At 44.2% G+C, this 21,507-nt stretch carries 21 protein-coding genes, 1 rRNA gene and 1 pseudogene; 10 read left to right on the top strand and 13 right to left on the bottom strand.

Going from position 1 to position 21,507, the window contains the following annotated elements; all coding sequences use genetic code 11:
* Positions 1-148 precede the first annotated feature (148 nt).
* The 3 genes and pseudogenes from hslO (at position 149) to AAFP11_RS06630 (ending at position 4,133) form a co-directional block, all read left to right on the top strand.
* The gene (hslO, locus tag AAFP11_RS06620; protein WP_341736306.1) at positions 149-1,048 is read left to right on the top strand and encodes an Hsp33 family molecular chaperone HslO; all 900 of its coding nucleotides are present in this window, start codon (positions 149-151) and stop codon (positions 1,046-1,048) included.
* A gap of 233 nt (positions 1,049-1,281) precedes the next feature.
* Positions 1,282-2,021: pseudogene (locus AAFP11_RS06625) on the top strand (zinc ribbon domain-containing protein).
* A complete protein-coding gene (locus tag AAFP11_RS06630) occupies positions 2,022-4,133 on the top strand; it encodes a hypothetical protein (protein WP_341736307.1) in 2,112 nt (703 codons plus the stop codon).
* 94 nt (positions 4,134-4,227) lie between these two features.
* On the opposite strand, the gene AAFP11_RS06635 is transcribed toward AAFP11_RS06630, so the two are convergent.
* Together AAFP11_RS06635 and AAFP11_RS06640 are read right to left on the bottom strand one after the other, a co-directional pair.
* Positions 4,228-4,701 carry a TspO/MBR family protein gene (locus AAFP11_RS06635; protein ID WP_340518793.1) on the bottom strand — a complete coding sequence of 158 codons (474 nt, stop codon included), beginning with the start codon at positions 4,699-4,701 and terminating at the stop codon, positions 4,228-4,230.
* Positions 4,702-4,969: 268 nt separating this feature from the next.
* Positions 4,970-5,551, bottom strand: a complete 582-nt coding sequence (locus AAFP11_RS06640; protein ID WP_341736308.1) for a hypothetical protein — start codon at positions 5,549-5,551, stop codon at positions 4,970-4,972.
* A 329-nt stretch (positions 5,552-5,880) separates the two neighbouring features.
* Between AAFP11_RS06640 and AAFP11_RS06645 the strand changes: the two genes are divergently transcribed.
* The gene (locus AAFP11_RS06645) at positions 5,881-6,237 is read left to right on the top strand and encodes a zinc ribbon domain-containing protein (protein WP_341736309.1); all 357 of its coding nucleotides are present in this window, start codon (positions 5,881-5,883) and stop codon (positions 6,235-6,237) included.
* Between the two features lie 120 nt (positions 6,238-6,357).
* Here AAFP11_RS06645 and AAFP11_RS06650 read toward each other — a convergent pair whose 3' ends face one another.
* Positions 6,358-7,212 carry a DUF1232 domain-containing protein gene (locus AAFP11_RS06650; RefSeq protein ID WP_341736310.1) on the bottom strand — a complete coding sequence of 285 codons (855 nt, stop codon included), beginning with the start codon at positions 7,210-7,212 and terminating at the stop codon, positions 6,358-6,360.
* 112 nt (positions 7,213-7,324) lie between these two features.
* Between AAFP11_RS06650 and AAFP11_RS06655 the strand changes: the two genes are divergently transcribed.
* Complete coding sequence (locus AAFP11_RS06655) at positions 7,325-8,149, top strand: NAD-dependent epimerase/dehydratase family protein (protein ID WP_341736311.1); 825 nt, start codon at positions 7,325-7,327, stop codon at positions 8,147-8,149.
* 155 nt (positions 8,150-8,304) lie between these two features.
* Here the strand turns inward: AAFP11_RS06655 and AAFP11_RS06660 are convergent, their stop codons facing one another.
* The 6 genes from AAFP11_RS06660 to sufB form a co-directional block, all read right to left on the bottom strand.
* Positions 8,305-8,931 (bottom strand): SAM-dependent methyltransferase, encoded by a 627-nt coding sequence (locus AAFP11_RS06660; protein WP_341736312.1) that lies wholly within the window; start codon positions 8,929-8,931, stop codon positions 8,305-8,307.
* Positions 8,932-9,154: 223 nt separating this feature from the next.
* Positions 9,155-9,778: an SAM-dependent methyltransferase gene (locus AAFP11_RS06665; RefSeq protein WP_341736313.1), complete on the bottom strand. Its 624-nt coding sequence runs from the start codon at positions 9,776-9,778 to the stop codon at positions 9,155-9,157.
* Between the two features lie 176 nt (positions 9,779-9,954).
* Positions 9,955-11,217 (bottom strand): SufS family cysteine desulfurase, encoded by a 1,263-nt coding sequence (locus tag AAFP11_RS06670; RefSeq protein ID WP_341736314.1) that lies wholly within the window; start codon positions 11,215-11,217, stop codon positions 9,955-9,957.
* Positions 11,218-11,324: 107 nt separating this feature from the next.
* Positions 11,325-12,647, bottom strand: coding sequence for a Fe-S cluster assembly protein SufD (sufD, locus tag AAFP11_RS06675; protein ID WP_341736315.1), 1,323 nt, complete (start codon positions 12,645-12,647; stop codon positions 11,325-11,327).
* Positions 12,644-13,435: a Fe-S cluster assembly ATPase SufC gene (sufC, locus tag AAFP11_RS06680; RefSeq protein ID WP_341736316.1), complete on the bottom strand. Its 792-nt coding sequence runs from the start codon at positions 13,433-13,435 to the stop codon at positions 12,644-12,646. The genes sufD and sufC overlap by 4 nt, the downstream gene beginning before the upstream one ends.
* A 571-nt stretch (positions 13,436-14,006) precedes the next feature.
* On the bottom strand, positions 14,007-15,446 hold the full coding sequence (gene sufB / locus AAFP11_RS06685; RefSeq protein WP_341736317.1) for a Fe-S cluster assembly protein SufB: 1,440 nt from the start codon (positions 15,444-15,446) through the stop codon (positions 14,007-14,009).
* A 189-nt stretch (positions 15,447-15,635) separates the two neighbouring features.
* On the opposite strand from sufB, the gene sufR reads away from it, so the two are divergent.
* The 4 genes from sufR (at position 15,636) to AAFP11_RS06705 (ending at position 17,548) form a co-directional block, all read left to right on the top strand.
* Positions 15,636-16,310, top strand: a complete 675-nt coding sequence (gene sufR / locus AAFP11_RS06690) for an iron-sulfur cluster biosynthesis transcriptional regulator SufR (RefSeq protein ID WP_341736337.1) — start codon at positions 15,636-15,638, stop codon at positions 16,308-16,310.
* Positions 16,311-16,412: 102 nt separating this feature from the next.
* Positions 16,413-16,784 (top strand): hypothetical protein, encoded by a 372-nt coding sequence (locus AAFP11_RS06695; RefSeq protein WP_341736318.1) that lies wholly within the window; start codon positions 16,413-16,415, stop codon positions 16,782-16,784.
* Positions 16,785-17,057: 273 nt separating this feature from the next.
* Positions 17,058-17,174, top strand: a 5S ribosomal RNA gene (gene rrf / locus AAFP11_RS06700).
* Positions 17,175-17,329: 155 nt separating this feature from the next.
* Entirely contained in the window at positions 17,330-17,548 is a 219-nt protein-coding gene (locus AAFP11_RS06705) for a DUF2283 domain-containing protein (RefSeq protein WP_341736319.1), read from the top strand.
* Here AAFP11_RS06705 and AAFP11_RS06710 read toward each other — a convergent pair.
* The 4 genes from AAFP11_RS06710 to AAFP11_RS06725 all read right to left on the bottom strand — a co-directional run bounded on the left by AAFP11_RS06710 (position 17,535) and on the right by AAFP11_RS06725 (position 20,233).
* A complete protein-coding gene (locus tag AAFP11_RS06710) occupies positions 17,535-17,759 on the bottom strand; it encodes a hypothetical protein (protein ID WP_341736320.1) in 225 nt (74 codons plus the stop codon). The genes AAFP11_RS06705 and AAFP11_RS06710 overlap by 14 nt on opposite strands.
* Positions 17,760-17,828: 69 nt before the next feature.
* Positions 17,829-19,052 (bottom strand): GTPase, encoded by a 1,224-nt coding sequence (locus AAFP11_RS06715; protein ID WP_341736321.1) that lies wholly within the window; start codon positions 19,050-19,052, stop codon positions 17,829-17,831.
* 252 nt (positions 19,053-19,304) lie between these two features.
* Complete coding sequence (locus AAFP11_RS06720; RefSeq protein ID WP_341736322.1) at positions 19,305-19,955, bottom strand: hypothetical protein; 651 nt, start codon at positions 19,953-19,955, stop codon at positions 19,305-19,307.
* 50 nt (positions 19,956-20,005) lie between these two features.
* The gene (locus tag AAFP11_RS06725; RefSeq protein WP_341736323.1) at positions 20,006-20,233 is read right to left on the bottom strand and encodes a DUF2281 domain-containing protein; all 228 of its coding nucleotides are present in this window, start codon (positions 20,231-20,233) and stop codon (positions 20,006-20,008) included.
* 377 nt (positions 20,234-20,610) lie between these two features.
* Here AAFP11_RS06725 and nadC point away from each other — a divergent pair, with 377 nt between their 5' ends.
* Positions 20,611-21,471, top strand: a complete 861-nt coding sequence (gene nadC / locus AAFP11_RS06730; RefSeq protein ID WP_341736324.1) for a carboxylating nicotinate-nucleotide diphosphorylase — start codon at positions 20,611-20,613, stop codon at positions 21,469-21,471.
* Positions 21,472-21,507: the final 36 nt, after the last annotated feature.

Genomic DNA, 21,507 nt, shown 5'->3' on the forward strand with positions numbered 1-21,507 from the left:
TCTAAAAATATTGATTTGAGAGTGAAAAAAATTAAATAGCGCGATCGGCGACAAGTCTGCTACCAAAACTAAATGACCTGCTACGCCAACCGGAAGGAACTCCTAAAATGATTGAAGCAGTGATCAAAAGGCAAAAGTAAGGTTTTTCATGGCAGATCAATTAATTCGGGCTACAGCAGCAGACGGCGGAATTCGCGCTGTAGCCGTCATCACTACCCGCCTGACTGAAGAAGCCAGACAGAGGCACAAACTTTCCTACGTGGCGACGGCAGCCCTTGGCCGCACGATGTCTGCGGGACTGTTACTGGTTTCTAGCATGAAGCGGCCTGAATCTAGGGTTAATATTCGGATCAAAGGAGATGGGCCTCTGGGCGGATTGCTGATCGATGCGGGACTCGATGGTACGGTTCGGGGTTATGTGGAAAATCCAGAGGTGGAACTACCGCCCAATGCTAAAGGCAAACTTGATGTGGGTGGGGCCATAGGTAATGGCTATTTGTATGTGGTCCGGGATGTTGGATTTGGCTACCCTTACTCTAGTACGGTGGAGTTGGTTTCCGGCGAAATTGGTGACGATCTGACTCACTACTTGGCAACTTCTGAGCAGACTCCTTCGGCTTTGGTTTTGGGGGTGTTTGTTGGGGCAGATGGGGTCCAAGCCTCTGGGGGTGTGTTGCTGCAAGTTCTGCCGAAGGCGGCGAGGGATGAAGCACTGATTGCTACTCTGGAGTCGCGAGTGGCAGATCTTTCTGGCTTTACGCCACTATTGCGATCGGGTAAAACTTTGCACGAGATTCTGGAACAGCTACTGGGAGATATGGGGCTGGAAATTTTCCCGGAAACTCAAATGGTCCGCTTTCAATGTGGCTGTTCGTTCGATCGAGTTTTGGGAGCCTTAAAAATGCTGGGCGAGGCGGAACTTCAAGACATGATTGAAAAAGATGACGGGGCGGAGGCTACTTGCCATTTCTGTAATGAGGTGTACAAGGCTAGCAGCGATCAATTGGCTGAATTGATTGGGGATTTGCGATCGCAGTCCGGCTCTTAGGGCAATAATGTGTAATTGGCAATGGGCAGGAATGAGGCTTTGGCTGTTGACTAATTGCCCATTGCCAATTTATCGATCGCCGGATGCGCTGCCACAATGTTGACTGTGGGTAGTCTTCTGCCTAGTATTGTAAAACTTCATTGAGTTTATAAGCAATTATAAACAATAATGGTATTATATTGTTGTGAGTGTTGAACAAGGAATACGCATAGCCCAAAAAACGTAAGTCTCAAATGCAACTAACACAGAGGCACATCATTAAATCAACGGAACACCGTTTCGCCCAAATTGACGAACTAGCTTTCAAGTCCAAAAACCTCTACAATGCCGCCAATTACGTCATTCGTCAGAGCTTTATTTATGGTTGGGGTTATGTCAGTTATAACGAAATGAACCGATTGATGAAGTCTCACGAAGCATATAAGGCAATGCCAGCTAAAGTAAGTCAGCAAATCTTGATGGTGCTAGACAAGAATTGGAAATCGTTTTTTGAAGCCGTTAAAGCTTACAAAGTTGATTCTTCAAAATTCACGGGTCGCCCAAAATTGCCAAAGTACAAAGATATCGAGTTAGGGAAGAAAAACAATCAAAACTTTGTTAGTATTCCTCACTCTCGATTAATTGAAATGTTGGAGTACAAAGCTCGGCTGGCGGGAATCACAGTAATTGTGCAGGAAGAATCCTACACATCCCGCTCCAGTTTTTTAGGTTTAGACCCAATTCCTGTTTATGGAAAAACCGAAAAAGAGCCTGTGTTTACAGGGGGGCGGATTAAGCGGGGTTTGTACAAAACATCGACTGGTCAGCTAATTAATTCCGATGTGAATGCAGCGTACAATATCCTCAGAAAAGCAATCCCAAATGCGTTCCGCACTCTTGATAGGTCGTGGGCGTAGTTCAGCCGAGGCGGGTCGATCCGCTCAAAGTGAAAGGGAAGGGGGAGGGACTTAACGCCTCCCTAGTCATGCAATAAATGACTATACTTTTACCAGCTATAAATCAGTCGGCTAGATTAGCTTCTATGAGTCAAGATCCCAAAACACCAGGCCATTGGTCTGCATCAAAATCCTTGGAACCAACACCAGATACTTCATCGTTAGTGCGTGTTCCCGCACGGAAAAACCGCGCTGAGAGACTAAAAGAACTCCGCGATATGTTGACTTCGGGGAAAATGCCAGGAGAGCATCCGGCACTACCGCCGAGTTCGTCGGGGGAAAATTCCCAGCCACCGGAAGAAAAAAATCCTTGGTGGCTGCGGTGGTCGAAGAAGTGGCAATTTTGGCTGGCGGTGAGTTTGATGCTGTCGGTGGGTATGGGGTTTGTGGCAATTGCATCTTTGTTCAACCTGACTTCTCAGTCCAATTGCTCGAAGATTTTTTGGCCGACGGCTTCGGCTAACGATCGCTTTTTTTGTGCTCAAGAAGCTGCTAGCAAACGGACGGCGGATGATTTGCTCAGGGCGATCGAATTAGTGAATGCTTTGCCACAGGATCACCCGATGCGGCCGAGAATTAACGGTCAAATCGATCGGTGGGCGGAGGATATTCTCAGGCTGGGAAATGTGAATTTTCAAGAAGGACAACTGGCGGAGGCGATCGCGATCGCCCGTAAAGTCCCTCAAAATGTTCCCGCTTATCCCATGGTGGAAAAGCAGATTGAAAAGTGGCAGTCTAGTTGGAACGATGCAGAAAAAATTTACCGCACGGCAGAAAACCACTTGCGTAAGGAAGAGTGGGTTCTAGCTTTCCGTGAAGCAACTTTGTTATTGGATACTGGGAATACTTTCTGGGAGTCCACTAAATATGAGGAAATAACTCAGGCAATTCAGGCGACTAAAGCTGAGGGTAATAAGTTAATTAAAGCCCGCAATAAAGCGGAGGAGGGAGGAGTGGATAACCTGGTGACGGCGATTAAGCTGGCTCAGGGAATTGACCAAAAGAGTTATTTGTATCAAGCTGCAAATAAGCTAATCGGGGAGTTGAGTCAGAAAATTTTCGCTCTGGCTCAAAAGCGTTTGGAATCAGGTGATTGGCAGCAGGCGATCGCGATCGCCAATAAGATTCCTGACGGTGGCAGTTTACAGGAACAAGTCAAAGATTTTAATGAGTTGGCTAATGCTACTGGTCAAGCTTTGACAGGTAATGTTGATGGTTTGTCGAAGGCTGTAGCGATGGCTAAAAATTTAAATTCGAGCCGTCCTTTATACAAAAAAGCTCAAGATTTAGTCAACCGTTGGCAACAGGAAATTGCTGATGTGAAAACTTTGGATTTGGCCTCTAGGCTGGCGGCATCGGGAGGGGTGAAGGATTTAAAGGCTGCGATCGCCCAATTGCAAACAGTTCCCGAAGCCAATCCTCGTTCTGGGGAAGCTCGCGCCCTAATTAGTCGCTTCAGCCGTCAAATGGAGCAGATCGAAGACAGTCCGTTTCTGCAAAAGGCTAATGAATTGGCGAATACAGGCGATCCAAATGCTCTGGAAGCTGCCGTTGCTCAAGCTAGGAGGATCGGTCAAGGTAGAGCTCTGTATGGGGAAGCTCAGACTAAAATTCAAGCTTGGATTGACAGGAGACAGCGACTGGTTGACCAGCCGTTTTTGGACAGAGCTCAGCAGCTAGCGGCCAAGGGCTATTTGACGGAGGCTATTGAGATGGCGAGGCGGATTCGACCGGGACGGGTGCTGTACGAGCAAGCTCGATCGAACATTCGGACTTGGGATGTTCAGGCTCAAAGCCAGCAAGGGTTGGAGAGTGCTCAGAGGGCGGCTCAAGCTGGGACTCCTGATGCTTTGGAAACGGCGATTTCCCTGGCTCGTCAGGTGCCGGAAGGGAGTTCTCTGCGATCGCAAGCGACTCAGGCGATTGAGGAGTGGAGTCAGCGGATTTTGGCGATGGGGATGGAACAGTCTTCGTCGGATTTAGCAGGGGCGATCGCCATTTTGAAGAAAATTCCTGCGGGTACTCGGTCTTTTGATGAGGCGCGATCGCAAATCCAAGTTTGGCAACAGTCGCTCAATGCTCCGGTTGCTGAATCTGAGCCTCCTGTTCCGCCGGAAAGTGAGCCGTCTCGGCCTCCAAATCGGTTTTAAGGTGGCATCGTCAGGTGATTTAACCACAGAGGGCGCAGAGAACACAGAGGGAGAGAAGAGAGATGAATACAGGATGATGCTACCGGATTTGATCTTAAACATCCGCTGGATTCAGCTCTATCATTGCCCAAGTTGTGTAAGTGCCGATCGGACTCCAAAGTATATAAGGCAATAGTAACAGGGCCGCTGGTTCAGAAACTTGCAACACGCTTAAAGCCAGCATGACGCTTAAAATCGCGCCTGTCCCGCCAATAATAGTGCCAACTTTCAGGCTACGAAGTTTGCACATCACCGAGGTGTAAGACATAGTAACTATTTCTAAAAGCAGGTACAAAGCCATTCGCCACCAAGTCTCCTGAGTCCCTGGTGATTTTTCCCAAACAATCACTGCTGACCAAGCTCCACAAATAAAAATTACCGTCCAAATTAACGGAATTGCTTTTTCAAATACTAACCATCTGGGACGTTGCAGTCGATTGAACCACTTAATATCGCTGGGCGCGATTAAGTTAGAAGCTAATCCTACTAGCAAAACAACAATTCCAATTACCATCCATGATTTAATCATTTTTCTATATTCAGCGAGTTGGACTGGTGCGATCGACTTATTATTATCTCTGATTTCGGCAGAGAACAAATCCCTCTGTAGTCATAAATTTATTTTTTATGGTAAAAACAGCCCAGGCGGTGAGGAAGTTTTTAATAGCTAAAACCCTTAATTTTCTTCCTTATTTTTCTGCCATCTTGCTGCTTCTTTGTTCCTTATTCCTGCTGGTAAAACTACCCGACTTCTCTCAAAAGTCGGGGTTTTTGGTATTTTTTTTTAGGTTTTTACCTTAGCCGAGTCGGTGGTGATGTTCTAATTCTAAACTAGGGTCGTCACTTTTTTTTGGGACCAAAAGCGTATTGCCACTGCTAGGTTGTAGCACTGCTTTTATTACTTGCAGAAAACGGTTCGGCTTGGGGTTTTGACCGTTGAGTACACGGCGGTCTTTCACTTTTTGAGAAAGGTGTCTCATCACAGATAAATCTAGTTCGTCAATGAAATGATCGGCTATGCGTTCTCCCATTAAATCAACAGCTTCAGAATACTGTTCGGTCAACATTTCTATAGCATCATAAGCTTCATTCGCTACTTGACTATCCACTGTTTGGTTCTGGTCTCCAGCGGTTTGAGAACAATCGCGACGGCGGTCTAAAAGAGTTTGATAGTCAGCAATACTCATTCCCAAATTGTAAATGTGATGGTGGGCATGATCGATCAAGTCTACTTCGCTGGGATAGAAGAAACCGCGAGTGCTATTGATGCCATGCAGTTTGGCCCAACGTCGTAAAATTGCCTCGTCTTGCAGTTGATATCGCTCTAACATTTGAGCTGTTTTTAGCTCTACTTCTGGTGTAACTTTGAAATCGCTCATCCGTAAATCCTCGGTTGTGAGTACATAAATAAAATTGAAAGTTATGGTCAGTGATTTTTGTGCTGTCAGAAAATTACCATCGATCCTGTGACGGCATTAAGGCAGGTTTCGGGTCATTTGCTAGCCGTCGATCGAGCTATAGTTGTGCAAACTGCTACGGCGATCGGGTTAGGATCGGGAAAGAGCATTGTCTCCATCACGATCTCCACCAACTGCACAGGGTTAATTATATAGCTGATGGCAGTTTGTCAACGACTATTTAAAATAGTAAATTTTACTTATTTCAGTTGAATTTAGAGTGATTTTCAGCTAAAATAGTCGAAACAAGTGTGCAATTAATAATTTTAGTAGTTGCGATCGAGATTTTTGCTATGCCTGTATACGATTATTTCTGTTCCAGCAACAACCAGCGGCTAGAAGTTTGGCACAGTATGAACCTGGAAGTTTCGACTTGGGGTCAACTCTGTGAGTTGGCTAAGTGTGAACTTGGAGACACGCCCGCAGATGCGACGGTGCGCCGATTGCTGAGTGCTCCGAGGTTGATGAAGCCCACTTCCGACACGGAATATAAAAATCAGGGCTTCAGCAAGTACGTCAAGCGGGATGAAGGCGTTTATGAAAATGTGACGGCATCAGATGGTGAAAGCCGGATTGTGAATCGAGAAGGCAAACCTCTTAAAGAGTGATCCGCTAGACTCATTAAATCCTTAGTGAGGGCTTTATTCCCATTGATAACTTTAGGTTCTTGATGACTAAAGTCCTCATTACTCACCAATTTAATGGGAGTTGATTAACCAGACTTAATATTATGTGCCAAACCAATCTTTCATTTTCTGTTTAGCTTGTTGTTTGGTATCAGCATTAATATATACGGAAACAGTAGCGATGGCTGCTAATAATACTCCCAAATCATCGGTAAATCCGATGCCAACTAATACATCGGGAATCGCATCGACCGGAGATATAAAATAAGTCAAAGCTCCAATTACCACGCCTTTTGCCCAACCAGGAACGTTGGGATTCTGGGCAGTGTAGTATAGTATCAAAGCTTTTTCAACTACTTCTTTGCCGGCGGTTAAAGCAAATTTTTTCAGTTTGGCCCAAAAGGTTTCATCGGAGTAATTAATTTTGGCATTGCTCATGTTTGTGGCAGTTAATTTGGGATCGATTAAATCTAGAGGAATGCCAGCAGTTTTGAGTCTGGAAACACCAGACTTGAAAGATGCCGATGCTTGAGTTGGATGCGGTGCCACTTCCCTAATTTTTTGGAAATCTGCGATGGACTCTTGCATAGCTTGAATTTGCTCGTCCGAAATTCTTAGTTGTGTTTGGGCAAAGGCGATCGCTTCACTTTCTTTCGGATGAATGCTATGATTTGCCCAAGCAATGCTGACGGCAAAATACATGATTCCCAAACGGAGTGTATCAGCAGAGGTGGCGAGAGTTCCCAAACAGTCTTTGAGGGCGGGGGGACTAGCTATGTAGGATTGAATTTGAGTCTTGGCTGATTCAGAAAATTGGTCTAAATTTATGGTTTTAAATAGTAGATTTAGTTCGTCAATATCCACGGAACCATCTGCGGCTGCGATGGCAAATAAAGCTCCATAAAAAGCTAAAAGTTCACTTTCTGAGGATGTGGCAAAAATATTTTTTTCAGACATGATGCTAATCCAGTCGATCGCGACACTTGACATTTTACCACAAAACTGACAGCAAAAATATCGTCGAAACCGGTAATAATTTGAGAGAGGATGAAACCAAGGAGAATTTTTGATGAAAGTTGCGATCGTCGGTTGTGGGTATGTGGGTACAACGGTAGCTAAAAATTTACGCACCAAGTCTGATTATACCGTGACTGCGACTACCACCACCAGGGAACGAGTGGCCCAGTTGGAGGCAATTGTCCACCGAGTGGCTGTGCTTAAAGGAAATGACAAAGAGGCGATCGCTGCTTTATTGCAAGACCAAGATGCTGTTATGCTATGTGTAGGCGCTCCCAATCCTGATGCTTATCAGGAAAGTTACTTAGATACAGCAACTACTTTGGTATCAGTTTTAAAGGAGAACCCCACAGTCAAGCAGGTGATTTATACAGGGACTTATTCAGTGTATGGCGATCGCCAAGGTGCAGTAGTCAATGAAGAGTCACCAGTCGCACCTGCTAATCGAAATAGTGAAATTCTCGCAGAAACAGAACGAGTTTTATTAACAGCATCAAGTCCAAATCTCAAAGTTTGCATTCTCCGATTGGGTGGAATTTATGGACCTGGACGAGAATTGGTGAAAATCTTTGGACGTTGGGCCGGCACTACTCGTCCTGGTCGAGGAGAAGATGCTACTAATTGGGTACATCTTGATGATATTGTTGGGGGATTAATTTTTGCTTTGGAACAGAGATTGCAGGGAGTTTACAATTTAGTGGGAGACGTGTCACTATCGAGTAGTCAATTGCTCGATCGCATTTTTGAAGCTAATAATTTGCCTCAAGTTACTTGGGATGGAAGCCCTAGCGTCCGTCCTTATAATGCGAGGGTGTCCAATCTCAAGATTAAGGAAGCAGGTTATCAATTTATTCATCCTGAAATTCGGGAATTTTAGTTAAAAACCTCCCTTTGAGATAGCTTTAATTCACGGTTTGGAAACGACTATTTTCTGGCATACCCGATGCCAGTGCCACAATGAAAGCCAATTAAAAAGGGCGATCGACCGTTAATAGTCGATACACCCAGATGCAATTTATCTGCTGATGAGACTTACAAACGCTGAAACAAATCCATCCGATAGCGTTTGTGATGACGGGCTAAATCTAGCATCAAAAACTTTTTGCGTGGATCGCCTAGGTGTTTCAAAGATGAGGCAGAATTTTCGACAAAAGTATTGTGAATCGTCTCTCCATCCAGGATAAAATAATCCCCCGCTGTACCTCGATAATGAACCATCAACAGATATCCGCCCGGAAGTAAGTGGTCAATAATTTTTTGTTTAGTTTCCAGCAAATCTTCCATCGTCAAAAAAAAGCCAACTTCTGAGAATAAAATTAAATCGAAATTCTCAGTAGGGAACTGTTGGGGTATCTGCATCTGCTCGAACCGCACCTGGGGGAGATGGCTACAGCGTTTCCGTGCTTCCACTAATCCTAATTCTGAATAATCTACTGACAGTAGTCTGTCACACTTTGGAGCTAGTTTTTCTGTAAGCACACCGATAGCACACGCAATTTCAAAAGCATTTTTGAACTGGACTTTAGGCAAAGCTCTGATTGTGGCTCGGAATTTACTGATTTCATTAAAATTAGTCGTGTACCCCCATGGATCAGGATTTTCACGGAAGGTTTCATCGAAGATGCTGGGTGGTGTTGATTGCTGTTGTGAAGGTTCCATCACTAACCTCTCTCTGTTAAATATTATTTAAATATAATACCAGAAAGTACCCAATATCCTGCATGGGATTTTTGAATTATATCAAAACCTGTAATCAGCGCTCTATTTTCTCCCTCTGTGTCAAGAGTGTTCTCTGCGGTTAAATAATTCCTAGCCCATGAAAAAAGGGCGATCGACCGTTAATAGTCGATACACCCAGATGCAATTTATCTGCTGATGAGACTTACAAACGCTGAAACAAATCCATCCGATAGCGTTTGTGATGACGCGCTAAATCTAGCATCAAAAAATTTTGGCGCGGGTCGCCTAGGTGCTTCAAAGATGATGCATAATTTTCGACAAAAGTATCGTGAACTATGTCACCATTCAAGATGAAGCTTTCTACTGGATACCTAAAGTGAACCATCAAAAGATAACCGCCGGGAAGTAATTGATTAATAATTTTTTCCTGGGTTTTTTGAAGGTCTTCTTTCGTCAAATAATAGCCCACTTCTGAGAATAAAATGAAATCGAATTGCTCAGTAGGAAACTGTTGGGGTATTTGCATCTGCTCAAACCGCACCTGTGGGAGGTTTTTACAGCGTTTTCGGGCTTCTTCTAATCCTAATTCGGAATAATCTACTGACAGTAGTCTGTCACATTTTGGAGCTAGTTTTTCTGTAAGTACACCGATGGCACATCCGATTTCAAAGGCATTTTTAAATCTGACTTTTGGCAAAGACCTGATAGTTGTTCTGAATTTACTGGTTTCATAAAAGCTAGACGTATACGCCCAAGGATCGGAGTGATCGCGGTAGATTTCATCAAAGAAGATGGACGGTACTGATTCTGGTTCTGAAGGTTTCATAGCTAACCCTGTAAGTTAGATAACATCTAATTAAATATACTACCTCAAAAAATAGATTCAGGACTGACGAAAGAATCGAATTTTTACACTATCTCTAGAGTTAAGGTGGGCAGAGCAAAGCGGACGGAGTACCCACCCTACAAATAAAATCTGTGGATAAGTCCTGAGCAACCAACTTATCCCATAATCTCACCAAAAAAGGCGATCGTCTCTTTCAACGCTTTCACAAACACATCAATCTCCTCGCGAGTATTGTAAAAATACAAACTTGCCCGCGCCGTCGATGAAAGGTTCAAATAGCGGTGCAAAGCTTGCGTGCAGTGATGCCCCGATCGAATAGCGATTCCCTCCTCATCCAACATGGTAGCCAAGTCTTGAGGGTGAATTTCTCCGGCGCTAAATGCCGCTAATGCAGCCCTACCTTCACCGTTGCTGTCTGGTTGCGGCCCGTAGATTTTAATCTGTGGAATTTGGCGCAATTGTTGGAACAAATAAGCCGTTAATTCTGCTTCGCAAGCATGAATCTTATCCATGCCAATGTTACTAAGATAGTCGATCGCGGCACCAAGGGCGATCGCCTCTCCGATGGCAGGTGTCCCCGCTTCAAACTTGTGCGGCAAATCGGCATAAGTAGAATATTCGAGAAAAACATCAGCAATCATCTCGCCACCGCCGAAAAACGGAGGCATTTCTCTGAGTAAATCCAATTTTCCATACAGAAAACCGATGCCAGTGGGAGCGCACATTTTGTGCCCGGAAGCAACCAACCAATCGCAATCCATTGCCTGCACATCTATTACCATATGTGGCACACTTTGGCAAGCATCAATTAAAACTTTTGCGCCATAAGTGTGGGCAATTTCGCAGATTTGTTTAACTGGATTGATGCAGCCCAAAGTATTAGAAACGTGAACGATTGACACCAACTTAGTTTTGTCGGAAATCAGCATTTTGAACTGCTCTAAATCAAACTCCTGAGTCTCCGTTAACTCCACAAACTTCAGCACCGCACCCGTTTTTTGAGCAATCATTTGCCAAGGAACGAGATTGCTATGGTGTTCCATTACTGACAGGATAATCTCATCTCCCGCTTGCAGATTGTTCAAACCCCAAGAGTAAGCAACTAAATTAATCGCTTCGGTAGCATTGCGAGTGTAAACAATTTCTTGGCGGGAAGCTGCATTGATAAAAGCAGCCACTTTATCTCTAGCGCCTTCGTAAGCATCTGTGGCTTTTCCACTGAGAGTATGGGCACCGCGGTGAACATTAGAATTGTATTTTTCATAATATTCTCGCCAAGCATTGAGTACAGCTAAAGGTTTTTGAGATGTAGCTGCATTGTCGAGATACACTAGCGGTTTACCGTTGACTTTTTCATTCAGAATTGGGAAGTCACCGCGAACTTTTGAGGCTAAGGTTTTTTCTTGAATAAGTGTCATATTTTTTAGAAGTGATTTGTCGTTGGGTGGGGGCGGGTTGATGAGATTGTTGGTTTTAAGCAATGATTATTCGTGAAACCCGCCCCTACAGGCTGTTCAAATATGAGTTAATTTTGGATAGCCACGCAGGTAGAAAGCATTTTTGCTACTCCCAGAATTGGCAATTTATCCAAAATTTCTGCCGCAAAAGCATCGATTAGCAAATAGCGGCTTCTCTCTAAATCTAAACCGCGACTTTGCAAGTAGAAAAGTTCATCGTCTTCTAATTGGCTGACTGTTGCACCGTGGGAACATTTAACGTTGTCAGCCACAATTTCCAACTGCGGTTTAGTGTCTACGCGGGCTCTTGATGACAGCAACAAATTCCGGCTCAACTGTCCCGCATCTGTCAATTGTGCGGCTTTGTGAACAAAAACTTTGCCGTTAAATACAGCACGAGCTCTGTTACCGATAATGCACTTGTGCAGTTGACGGCTTGTACCGTGGGGATGATTGAAATTAATCAAGCTGTGAGTGTCGGATATTTGTTCGCCAAAGGCTACGGTTAAACCATTTAGAGTTGTTTCAGTCGCTTCGCCATGCTGAAATACTTCTAAATTGTGCCGGGATATTTTGCCGCCCAAGCTGATAGCATGACAAGTATAACGGCTATTGCGAGATTGGTCGATCGCACTTTTGCCAATATGAACAACATCCCCACCTTCCCGTTGGAGTCGAACATGATTCACCGCAGCATTTTCGCCGACAACCACATCGGTGACAGCATTCGTAAATGCCGCCATATTACCAATAGTGGCGTAGTCTTCAATTAGCGTGACATTGCTTCCAGGCTCTGCTATAACCACACAGTGTGGCTGACACATCGTGGGAGATGCCCCTGGTGCGGTCAGGAACAGCAAATGAATCGGAAGGGCGATCGACATATTGGCCGGCACGAACACCACCGCAGAATCCACTAAACCCGCGATATTTAAAGCAGTAAATACTTCAGTTTGTTGTCTGTGCTGGCTCAAAACATCGGCGATTCGCGCCTGATATTTTTCCGGTGCATTGGAGAGATTACCTACATAAAAGTCCGGCAAATTCACCGCTGACAAATCCGGCGCATAAATACCGTTGACAAATACCAATCTTAAAGGTAAATCGTCCTTGTTTTTCACAGGCATAGTAATATCAGACAACTTAATTGCTGACTGATTACTCTGGGGTACATTAAACTGAATTGGTAACAGCGGAGACAAATCAGTAAATCGCCATTCTTCATCCTTCACCGTCGGAAAACTGGCAGCCAGCACGTATTCAGCCGCAGCATCTCGCAATTCCTGCAACCCGAAAACGGCTGTTTTGGCATTAGCTGCGCCCAACTTTTCGCACTGATTTACCAAACCAGCCAAAAACATTTCTCTAGTAGCAACCTGAGTATTAATCATCGCGCGCCTACTCCTGCTGCTTCTTCTTCCACAACCCAGTCATAACCGCGTTCTTCCAATTCCAGCGCCAACTCTTTCGGGCCAGTCAAGATAATTCTGCCACCTTCCATGACGTGAATAAAATCAGGGATAATGTAATTCAACAACCGCTGATAGTGAGTAATCACCAACATACAATTTTCGGGAGTTGACAATTGATTCACACCGCCAGCGACAATCTTGAGAGCATCGATATCCAAACCAGAATCTGTCTCATCCAAAATGGCTAACTTCGGTTCTAAAAGCGCCATTTGCAAAATCTCGTTGCGTTTTTTCTCGCCACCGGAAAAACCCTCATTCACGCTGCGGTCTAAAAAAGCCGAATTCATCTTGACAATATCCAGTTTTTGCTCTATCAAATCTTGGAAATCAAAAGCATCTAATTCTTCCAAGCCGCGATGTTTCAGGTGAGCGTTGTAAGCCACGCGCAAGAAATCGAGATTGCTGACACCCGGAATTTCTAAAGGATATTGGAAAGCTAGAAACACGCCAGCCAGAGAGCGTTCTTCTGGTGCTAATTCTAGTAAATTTTGCCCTAAAAAGGTGACTTCTCCGCCTGTTACCGTATAAGCAGGATGGCCGGCTAAGATTTTGGATAAGGTGCTTTTTCCTGAACCGTTTGGGCCCATGATGGCGTGGATTTCGCCGGATTTAATTTCTAGGTTCAAACCTTTTAGGATTTGGGTATCTTCGACATTCGCAGTTAAGTTTCGGACTGACAATACCACTTGACTATTTTCAACAATCATCTCTTTTTTTCCTTTGCCTCAATGGAGTTTACAGTTTTTTACTCTTGTTTCTAGGCTCTGCTCATTGGTGACAGTTTAAGGTAAAACCTAGCGTCTCTTTTGTTTGTATCGAAGTCTCGATCCCCCCTAGCCCCCCTTAAGAAGGGGGGGACAAGAGTGTTCTCAAGGTCAACCACTACTCCCCTTATTAAGGAAGGGGGGACAGAAGAAGTATTCTCAAAGTCCTCCTTATTAAGGAAGGGGGGACAGAAGAAGTATTCTCAAAGTCCCCCTTCTTAAGGGGGATTTAGGGGGATCTAGACTCGAATAAAAGCGACATTATTTATTCGTTCCTTATTAAGGAAGGGGGGACAGAATAAGTATTCTCAAAGTCCCCCTTCTTAAGGGGGATTTAGGGGGATCTAGACTCGAATAAAAGCGACATTATTTATTGGTTGCAGTCTTAATTTCTCACCAATGGGTTCTGTCTGGTAACGAGGCTTCGGGAGTTGAGAAGAAAGAAAAAAGTTCGATAAATTTTCTTCCTTCTTCCTTCTTCCTTCTTCCTTCCTTCCTTCTTCCTTCCTTCCTTCTACCCGACACTTCCTTCGAGCTTCAGGCTCAATAGCTTGTCAGCTTCCGCCGCAAATTCCATTGGTAACTGATTGAAAACATCTTTGCAGAAACCGCTAATCATCATAGAAATCGCATTTTCTGCGGAAATTCCCCGCTGGGCGAAGAAGAACAATTGCTCTTCACCAATTTTAGAAGTCGAAGCTTCATGTTCCACTTTAGCAGTATGGTTCTGCACTTGAATATAGGGGAAAGTATTCGCTTGAGCGTTATCGCCAATCAGCATGGAATCGCACTGAGAATAATTCCGAGCGCCTTTAGCACTCGGCCCCATTTTCACTAAGCCTCGATAGCTGTTGGCAGAATTGCCGGCGGAAATTCCCTTGGAAATAATTGTGCTGCGAGTGTTTTTGCCGACGTGGATCATTTTGGTGCCGGTGTCAGCTTGCTGTTTGTTGTTTGTCAGGGCTACTGAGTAGAATTCGCCTACGGAGTTGTCGCCGACTAATACGCAACTGGGATATTTCCAAGTAATCGCGGAACCTGTTTCTACTTGCGTCCAAGAAATCTTGGAATTGACTCCTTGACATAGGCCACGCTTAGTCACAAAGTTGTAAATCCCACCTTTGCCATTTACATCGCCGGCGTACCAGTTTTGTACTGTTGAATATTTGATATCAGCATTGTCCATTGTTACCAATTCCACGACGGCGGCGTGTAGTTGGTTGGTGTCAAACATCGGTGCGGTGCAGCCTTCGAGGTAAGAAACAGAGCTGTTTTCTTCTGCGACAATTAGGGTGCGCTCGAACTGGCCGGAATCTCCGTTGTTGATGCGAAAATAGGTGGATAATTCCATGGGGCATTTGACGCCTTTGGGGATGTACACGAAGGAACCGTCGCTGAATACGGCGGAGTTGAGGGCTGCGAAAAAGTTGTCGCCAACGGGTACAACGCTGCCGAGATATTTTTCTATGAGTTCGGGATAATCTTTGACTGCTTCGGAGATGGAACAGAAGATAACGCCGTCTTTGGCTAGTTTTTCTCTAAATGTGGTGGCGATGGAAACGCTGTCGAAAACGGCATCGACGGCGACATTTCCCAGGCGCTTTTGTTCGGAGAGGGGAATGCCTAGTTTCTCGAAGGTTTCTAGTAGTGTCGGGTCAACTTCATCTAAGCTGTTGAGTTTTTTGGGCTTTTGTTTTGGCGCTGAATAGTAGATAATTTGTTGGTAGTCGATCGCCGGATAGTTGACATGAGGCCAGGTGGGCTCGGTCATGGTCAGCCACTTGCGGTATGCTTTGAGGCGGAATTGCAGCATGAATTCCGGTTCGTTTTTCTTGGAGGAAATCAGCCGCACTACATCTTCGCTCAAGCCGCGGGGGATGGTGTCTGACTCGATGTCGGTGACGAAGCCGTATTTGTAGGGTTGGTTGACGAGGGTTGTGACTGTAGAGCTCATGATTTTGCGTGTTCAGTGTTCTAGATAGTGCTCTCAAAGATGGCAGACGGGCTAATGGCTGTCTGGGCTTGAGCGAGTTCTGCTGGACTGCTCTGTTGAGTTAAACAACAAATCTGTTGCTTAACTATATTTTAAGCTACATTAACAATAGTGATATTGTCAAAGTCTCAGAAATATTTTTTTGTGAAGATGATGCAGACTCAGCAGACTTCCACTAAACAAGACATCTTGCAGTTTTTGCTTAAGGGTGGTCAAGGGACTGCTCTTGAGTTGGCGGAGGCTTTGGATATCAGCCCCCAAGCGATTCGCCGTCATTTGAAGGATTTGGAGGGGGAGGGGCTGATTCAGTATCAGTCGGTGCAGGCTGGTATGGGGCGGCCGCAGCATATTTACGAGCTTACCAGTTTGGGCCGCGATCGCTTCGGGAATCGTTATGGGGATTTTGCGGTTTCTTTGCTGGATACTTTGGCTGAAACTGTTGGCCGCGAGCAGGTGATTTCGATTCTGCAAAAGCAGTGGGAACGCAAGGCGATGGAGTACCGCCGCTTGGTGGGTGCGGGTTCGCTGCAAGAGCGGGTGAGTGGGTTGGTTGAACTTCGCAAGGCTGAAGGTTATATGGCTGAGTGTTATCCTGTGGACGATCGTAATTCTGCTTTTAATGCTAAGGGCGATCGTTTTGTGTTTATGGAACACAATTGTGCTATTTCTAATGTGGCCGAAACTTTTCCCAGTGTCTGTGGCAATGAGTTGGAGATGTTTGCGGCTGTGTTGCCGGATTGTACTGTGGAGCGGACTCACTGGATTATTGATGGAGAACATCGCTGCGGTTATTTGATTGCTAGGAAGAAGTTAGTTGTCAGTTGACAGTTGACTGTTGTCAGTAGGCTGTTGATAGTTGTCAGTTGGCAGTAGTAACAAATAACCAATAACCAATAACAAATAACCAATAACAAATAACCAATAACTATGGAATCTGATTTTTTAAAGCCGGAAGAGTGCGCGGAAGTTGATATGGCGCTGCTGTCGTCGAAGGAGAAGTTTTCGGCGCGGCTGGCTATTTATGCTTTGAGGGTGTTGAAGCAAATTGCTGGGGAGACTGGTTTGCCGGTGGCTGAGGTGACAAATGGGCAAGTGATGGATTGGGTTAGGAATGATGAGAGTATTAAAGGGTCGATCGAGCTTGATGCTAGTTTTGAAAACTTTTTTACGAATTTGGTGGTTGCGTCTTTGCGACCTTTGAGGCAAATTGCTGTGGAATCGGGAGGGGCGATCGAGCAATTAACAGTTAAGCAGGTTGTGGCGTGGTTTGAGAAGGATGCGAAGATTCGCAGAGAGTAGGGTGTGGATGCTGGGTTTTTGGATTTGCGATCGGACTGATGCGCTCAGACTCCCAGAAACCGGGTTTTTTCCGAATCTGTCGCCTGCAACGAAATATTTTCGTAAAAACCCGGTTTCTCGCCTCTCATCGGACTTCAGGACATGATCGAAAAAAAACTTTTCACCAAGGGGTTGACAAACTTAGGGTAGTTTGGTAATGTAATGAAGTCGAGCGAAAAAGATGCAGCGCATCAAGTTTAACGCAGACACAGGATTCAAAGTTTTCAAAGCTTTCCTGGTGCTTATGATGTAATGGAACCACTCCGATCCATCCCGAACTCGGTTGTTAAACGTTGCTATGGCGAAGATACTCGGCGGGTCACTGCCCGGTAAAATAGCTCGGTGCCAGGTTAATAATAAATTAAAGTTCTTTTCCCGCAACAACGGAAAGGAGCTTTAGTTTTTTGGGGAGTTGTTAGTCATTTGCTCGATCACTCGGCGGTTGAAACCGCTTCTACACAAACGAAGTCCGCCTTCGCGGACTGAAGAATAAGAGGTAAAACTTTATGAAGATTAGTTATGATTCCGAAATTGATGCTCTCTATATTAGACTTGTAGAAGGTAAGCATCAGTGTCGCACTTTACAGTTAACTGAGGAAATTGCTTTAAATATTGGGGAAAATGAGTTATTGGTAGGGATAGAAGTTTTAGATGCTACACAGGTTTTAGGTAGTGGAAATGTACCTAATGTAGTGCTAGAAAATATAGCTTTTACTGTAGCTTAAATTCGCTCTCAGGCTCATTAGTCGTTACTTCCAAGCGATCGACCTCCTCGAACCATTTTGCCCAAGCTTTAGCAATATCGTCTGGGAGTTTGGGTTCAGCTATTCTATTTTGGTGCTTGTGCATCACAAAGTCGATGAATTCGCTGACTTCTGGCAATAATGATTCTGGAAGTTGCTGCAATTTGGCGATCGCGATCTCACGAATAGTCATAACAATTGCCTCTTTCAGTGGTCTTTATTTTAACACAATCATCACAGGCGATCGCCCTTATTTTAGTAGTCAAGAGTGGGCTTTACCGTTATTGAGAAAATAAGCGATTGCTGTATCCCCCAAACCCTTTGTAGCAATTGTACTAGCTCCCGCAGACAACACGCTACCCCAACCAGGTATGAACTTCAAAGCGATGTCAGCGATGCCCCGCATTCCAGCATCTGCACCAGCAGCTACTCCCAAAGTTACCGCAAAATCTTTGACTGTTTGTTCCGAAAACTCCCGACCACTCAGCCAACCGATATACATCACCATAAAAGTTTGAATAGCCGCAACCGCTGGTATTGCTGCACCAGGTATCGGGATTGCGGAGACAACACCACTCAATCCAGAACAGGCTGCAACAACTGTATTAGCAGCAGTGAGTTGAAACTCTGCAAGGTGTGCCATTCGTGCCAAAGAGCTGCGTGTTTCTCTTGGCGTATATTTGATCATTGTTTCAACTAATTTAGTGATATTCCATCGGTAGTCCTCGTCAGGAAGTATCAAGCCATTTCTGCCATCTTCATACTCAGCATATGCAACGGTTGGAACAACCTCCTTTATATGAAAACGCAACTTCTCTCGCTGTTGTAAATAACCATATAAATTTTTAACTTCTGCGTCAATATTGCGATTTTTTCTCTCGTTATCTGTGGGTAAAGTAACCCTTGGAGGAGCTAATTCATCACACTTGGTTAAAACTCCAATCACGGGTAACTCGCGTCTATACTTGTTCTTAATTTCCGTGAGAATCAATGTACAAATGTCAATATCTTTTTGACTACCACTATGAACTTCTGTCGCCTTGCAGATAAAAAGAACAACATCTGGGCACTCTTTGTTTACAGCTTGCATGATGCTTTCAAATGGAGTTTTTGCTGGATCGGCTTGCCTTGGATCTGCTGCTTCCTCTAAACCGCGTGTGTCCAGAATATGTAGTAAATCAACACCGTCATGATGATAATCTTTCCATTCAGCCTTGCCTGTCTCTGGCTTTGTATCACTCACTTCTGCAACTTTCAACCCGCATATTGCATTAATTAATGATGATTTACCAGCTCTAGATCGACCAATTACCATGATCCTTGGCGATCGTAGTCCTAGCATAGCAGAGCGTAAAGTATTCAGGTACTCTTCAATTTTGTCTTTAAATGGAACAATGCTGGGGAGACTATCAAGAATTTTTAGAATTTCTGTTAGTAAAGCTTCATTGCGGTTAACCGCCTTATTTGTCTCGTCAGAAGCAGGCATATTCAAACTCCCAGTTTAGATAGTAATTACGTGTGAAGCCTTGATAGCAAGAAGAATGCGGAAAATCTGAGTTTTATTTTATCATGTTCGTTGTCAATTAGCAAGGCAAATAGTATATTTGTATTTATTGTGACCATATTTGCGTAAGGTTATAGGCATCAGAAGCCGCATCATGACTAATCAAAGCAAGGGAATTATTTAACCTTATGAAGATTAGTTATAATTTTGGAATTATCGGCTGCATCTAAATTGTTAGATTGCTGAATCTAAGCCATATTTTAATAACATTTTTCCATAATCATTTAATTCATAAATAAGGCCTTCAGAACAAGGTTCATCCAAATTTCCACCATCTATACCAGCCAAATTAAGTAGTCCAGCACTTTGAAGACTCGCAGCAATATTCGGATTGCTCTGGATACCATATGTAAAGCTAGTCAGGTAATTTAAGTGAGGCATATATACACGATCGACTATGGATGATAATCGCATTGCGTCATCATAGGATATATTTCTGAGGATGTGGTGCTTGAGTAATCTTCCTAAAATTGATGGTTTTTCAAGGCTGTCTGCACGGTCAATTAGCAGTAATAAAATTTCTTCAAATATACGCTTTTCCTTGGGATTTTGTTCAATAGATTCAACAAAATTCTGAGCTTCCTCATGGGATACATTAGGTAGCTCTTCTAAGAAGTTTGTGACCTTCTTGATGAAGGATCTATAGTCGTTTTCAACCTTTAATTTGTATGCAGAAACAGCGAAATTACAAAATGGAATATCACGAAGTACACCTTCGTTTAAAACATTGTCAAGTACCACTTCACCAGAATCACGCAGTATGGAACTAAGGTTTTCACTGCCGATGGAATTCATTAAATCACTAATTATTTTTTTTAGGTTCATTTGTTTTCTCTTGTTGAAATTGACCGTATCACTAATAACCTTAAAGTAATCTAATGCTGAGTATCCATATATTCCTTCATATCCTCAAGCGGCTCATCAAAATCATCAGACATCCAGATTTTACCTTTCCACATTCCAAGTCCGCCTCGCTTTGTTGGCTTTTCTTGACTTAAGTTTTTAGCCTGCTTTTCAATCAAAAACTCAATGTAATGAAGCACTTCTGTCTGAAGAGACTCAGGGAGTTCTGCTAGTTTTTCTAAAATGACTGGCTGTATCATTGTTTTTACTCGCGATCGCCCTTTCTACTCCATTAAACCACCAAAACCAAATGTCAGCAACAGAATAACCCATTATCTAGCCCCCGATCGCCCAAAATCCCACTAATCATCATTCTGCAACTTGCCGAAAATTACGCGATCGATTATTCTTCCTAGTAGCAGTCCTAGACGCACGGGTAGTCAGAAACCGGGTTTTTTCCGAGATACTTTGTTACAGCCCGATTCAATCACAAAAACCCGGTTTCTTTGGTTATGATGCGTAAAGTCAGAAACCGGGTTTTTTCCGATATCCTTTGTTACAGCCCGATTCTCTGGCAAAAACCCGGTTTCTTGGGTTTTGATGCGTAATTCCTATCGATATAACAACCGACAAAAACATGACAGCAATATTGCCACCTTGGATAGTTTTAGACACCCTATTGCACAACTGGCTGCTAGAAGATATCGGTAGGGGCGATCGCACAACATCGGCCTTATTCCCCGCAAACAGCATCCAGGGTACTGCTAAATGGATAGTCAAAGAAGCTGGAGTCATAGCCGGATTGCCGATCGCACATCGCACATTTAAACTTTTAGACAGCAACCTCAGTTTCATCCCCCAAGTACCCGAAGGGAAACTGTGCGAAAAAGGAGAAGTAATTGCCGAGATTTCCGGCAATTTCGACGCGCTGCTAACCGGAGAAAGAGTAGCATTAAACTTGGCAATGCGTTTGAGCGGCATCGCTACTTTAACTCAGAAATATGTTGACAAAATTGCCGATTTGCCCGTGCAATTGGTGGATACCCGCAAGACAACACCGGGGTTGCGATTGTTGGAAAAATACGCGACTCAAATCGGCGGTGCTTGCAATCATCGGATGGGATTAGATGACGCGGTGATGATTAAAGACAATCATATTGCGGCGGCTGGGGGAATTGCCGAGGCGATCGCCCTAATTCGCAATTCTATCCCCTATCCGCTGACAATCGAAGTTGAAACGGAAACTCTGGCTGAGGTAGAGACAGCTCTTCAGCACAAGGCGGATATTATCATGTTAGACAATATGTCCTGCGATCTGATGCGGCAGGCTGTGGCAATAATTCGCGAAAAGTGCGATCGGGTGAAAATAGAAGCTTCCGGGAATGTTACTTTGGAAACTATTCGGAGTGTGGCGGAAACCGGAGTTGACTATATTTCTACGAGTGCTCCGATTACGCGATCGACTTGGCTGGATTTGAGTATGAAAATTAATAGTTAGTTGACTGTTCGCTGTTGACTGTTCGCTGTTAACTGT

It is taken from the genome of Microcoleus sp. CAWBG640, from assembly GCF_020883015.1.
In the GTDB taxonomy this organism is placed as follows: domain Bacteria; phylum Cyanobacteriota; class Cyanobacteriia; order Cyanobacteriales; family Microcoleaceae; genus Microcoleus; species Microcoleus anatoxicus.

What these genes read in the sequence shown, in the direction of transcription:
- hslO (WP_341736306.1), top strand. Translation starts at nt 149, where the DNA reads ATGGCAGATCAATTAATTCGGGCTACAGCAGCAGACGGCGGAATTCGC.
- AAFP11_RS06630 (WP_341736307.1), top strand. Translation starts at nt 2,022, where the DNA reads ATGACTATACTTTTACCAGCTATAAATCAGTCGGCTAGATTAGCTTCT.
- AAFP11_RS06635 (WP_340518793.1), bottom strand. Translation starts at nt 4,701, where the DNA reads ATGATTAAATCATGGATGGTAATTGGAATTGTTGTTTTGCTAGTAGGA.
- AAFP11_RS06640 (WP_341736308.1), bottom strand. Translation starts at nt 5,551, where the DNA reads ATGAGCGATTTCAAAGTTACACCAGAAGTAGAGCTAAAAACAGCTCAA.
- AAFP11_RS06650 (WP_341736310.1), bottom strand. Translation starts at nt 7,212, where the DNA reads ATGTCTGAAAAAAATATTTTTGCCACATCCTCAGAAAGTGAACTTTTA.
- AAFP11_RS06655 (WP_341736311.1), top strand. Translation starts at nt 7,325, where the DNA reads ATGAAAGTTGCGATCGTCGGTTGTGGGTATGTGGGTACAACGGTAGCT.
- AAFP11_RS06660 (WP_341736312.1), bottom strand. Translation starts at nt 8,931, where the DNA reads ATGGAACCTTCACAACAGCAATCAACACCACCCAGCATCTTCGATGAA.
- AAFP11_RS06665 (WP_341736313.1), bottom strand. Translation starts at nt 9,778, where the DNA reads ATGAAACCTTCAGAACCAGAATCAGTACCGTCCATCTTCTTTGATGAA.
- AAFP11_RS06670 (WP_341736314.1), bottom strand. Translation starts at nt 11,217, where the DNA reads ATGACACTTATTCAAGAAAAAACCTTAGCCTCAAAAGTTCGCGGTGAC.
- sufD (WP_341736315.1), bottom strand. Translation starts at nt 12,647, where the DNA reads ATGATTAATACTCAGGTTGCTACTAGAGAAATGTTTTTGGCTGGTTTG.
- sufC (WP_341736316.1), bottom strand. Translation starts at nt 13,435, where the DNA reads ATGATTGTTGAAAATAGTCAAGTGGTATTGTCAGTCCGAAACTTAACT.
- sufB (WP_341736317.1), bottom strand. Translation starts at nt 15,446, where the DNA reads ATGAGCTCTACAGTCACAACCCTCGTCAACCAACCCTACAAATACGGC.
- sufR (WP_341736337.1), top strand. Translation starts at nt 15,636, where the DNA reads ATGATGCAGACTCAGCAGACTTCCACTAAACAAGACATCTTGCAGTTT.
- AAFP11_RS06695 (WP_341736318.1), top strand. Translation starts at nt 16,413, where the DNA reads ATGGAATCTGATTTTTTAAAGCCGGAAGAGTGCGCGGAAGTTGATATG.
- AAFP11_RS06705 (WP_341736319.1), top strand. Translation starts at nt 17,330, where the DNA reads ATGAAGATTAGTTATGATTCCGAAATTGATGCTCTCTATATTAGACTT.
- AAFP11_RS06710 (WP_341736320.1), bottom strand. Translation starts at nt 17,759, where the DNA reads ATGACTATTCGTGAGATCGCGATCGCCAAATTGCAGCAACTTCCAGAA.
- AAFP11_RS06715 (WP_341736321.1), bottom strand. Translation starts at nt 19,052, where the DNA reads ATGCCTGCTTCTGACGAGACAAATAAGGCGGTTAACCGCAATGAAGCT.
- AAFP11_RS06720 (WP_341736322.1), bottom strand. Translation starts at nt 19,955, where the DNA reads ATGAACCTAAAAAAAATAATTAGTGATTTAATGAATTCCATCGGCAGT.
- AAFP11_RS06725 (WP_341736323.1), bottom strand. Translation starts at nt 20,233, where the DNA reads ATGATACAGCCAGTCATTTTAGAAAAACTAGCAGAACTCCCTGAGTCT.
- nadC (WP_341736324.1), top strand. Translation starts at nt 20,611, where the DNA reads ATGACAGCAATATTGCCACCTTGGATAGTTTTAGACACCCTATTGCAC.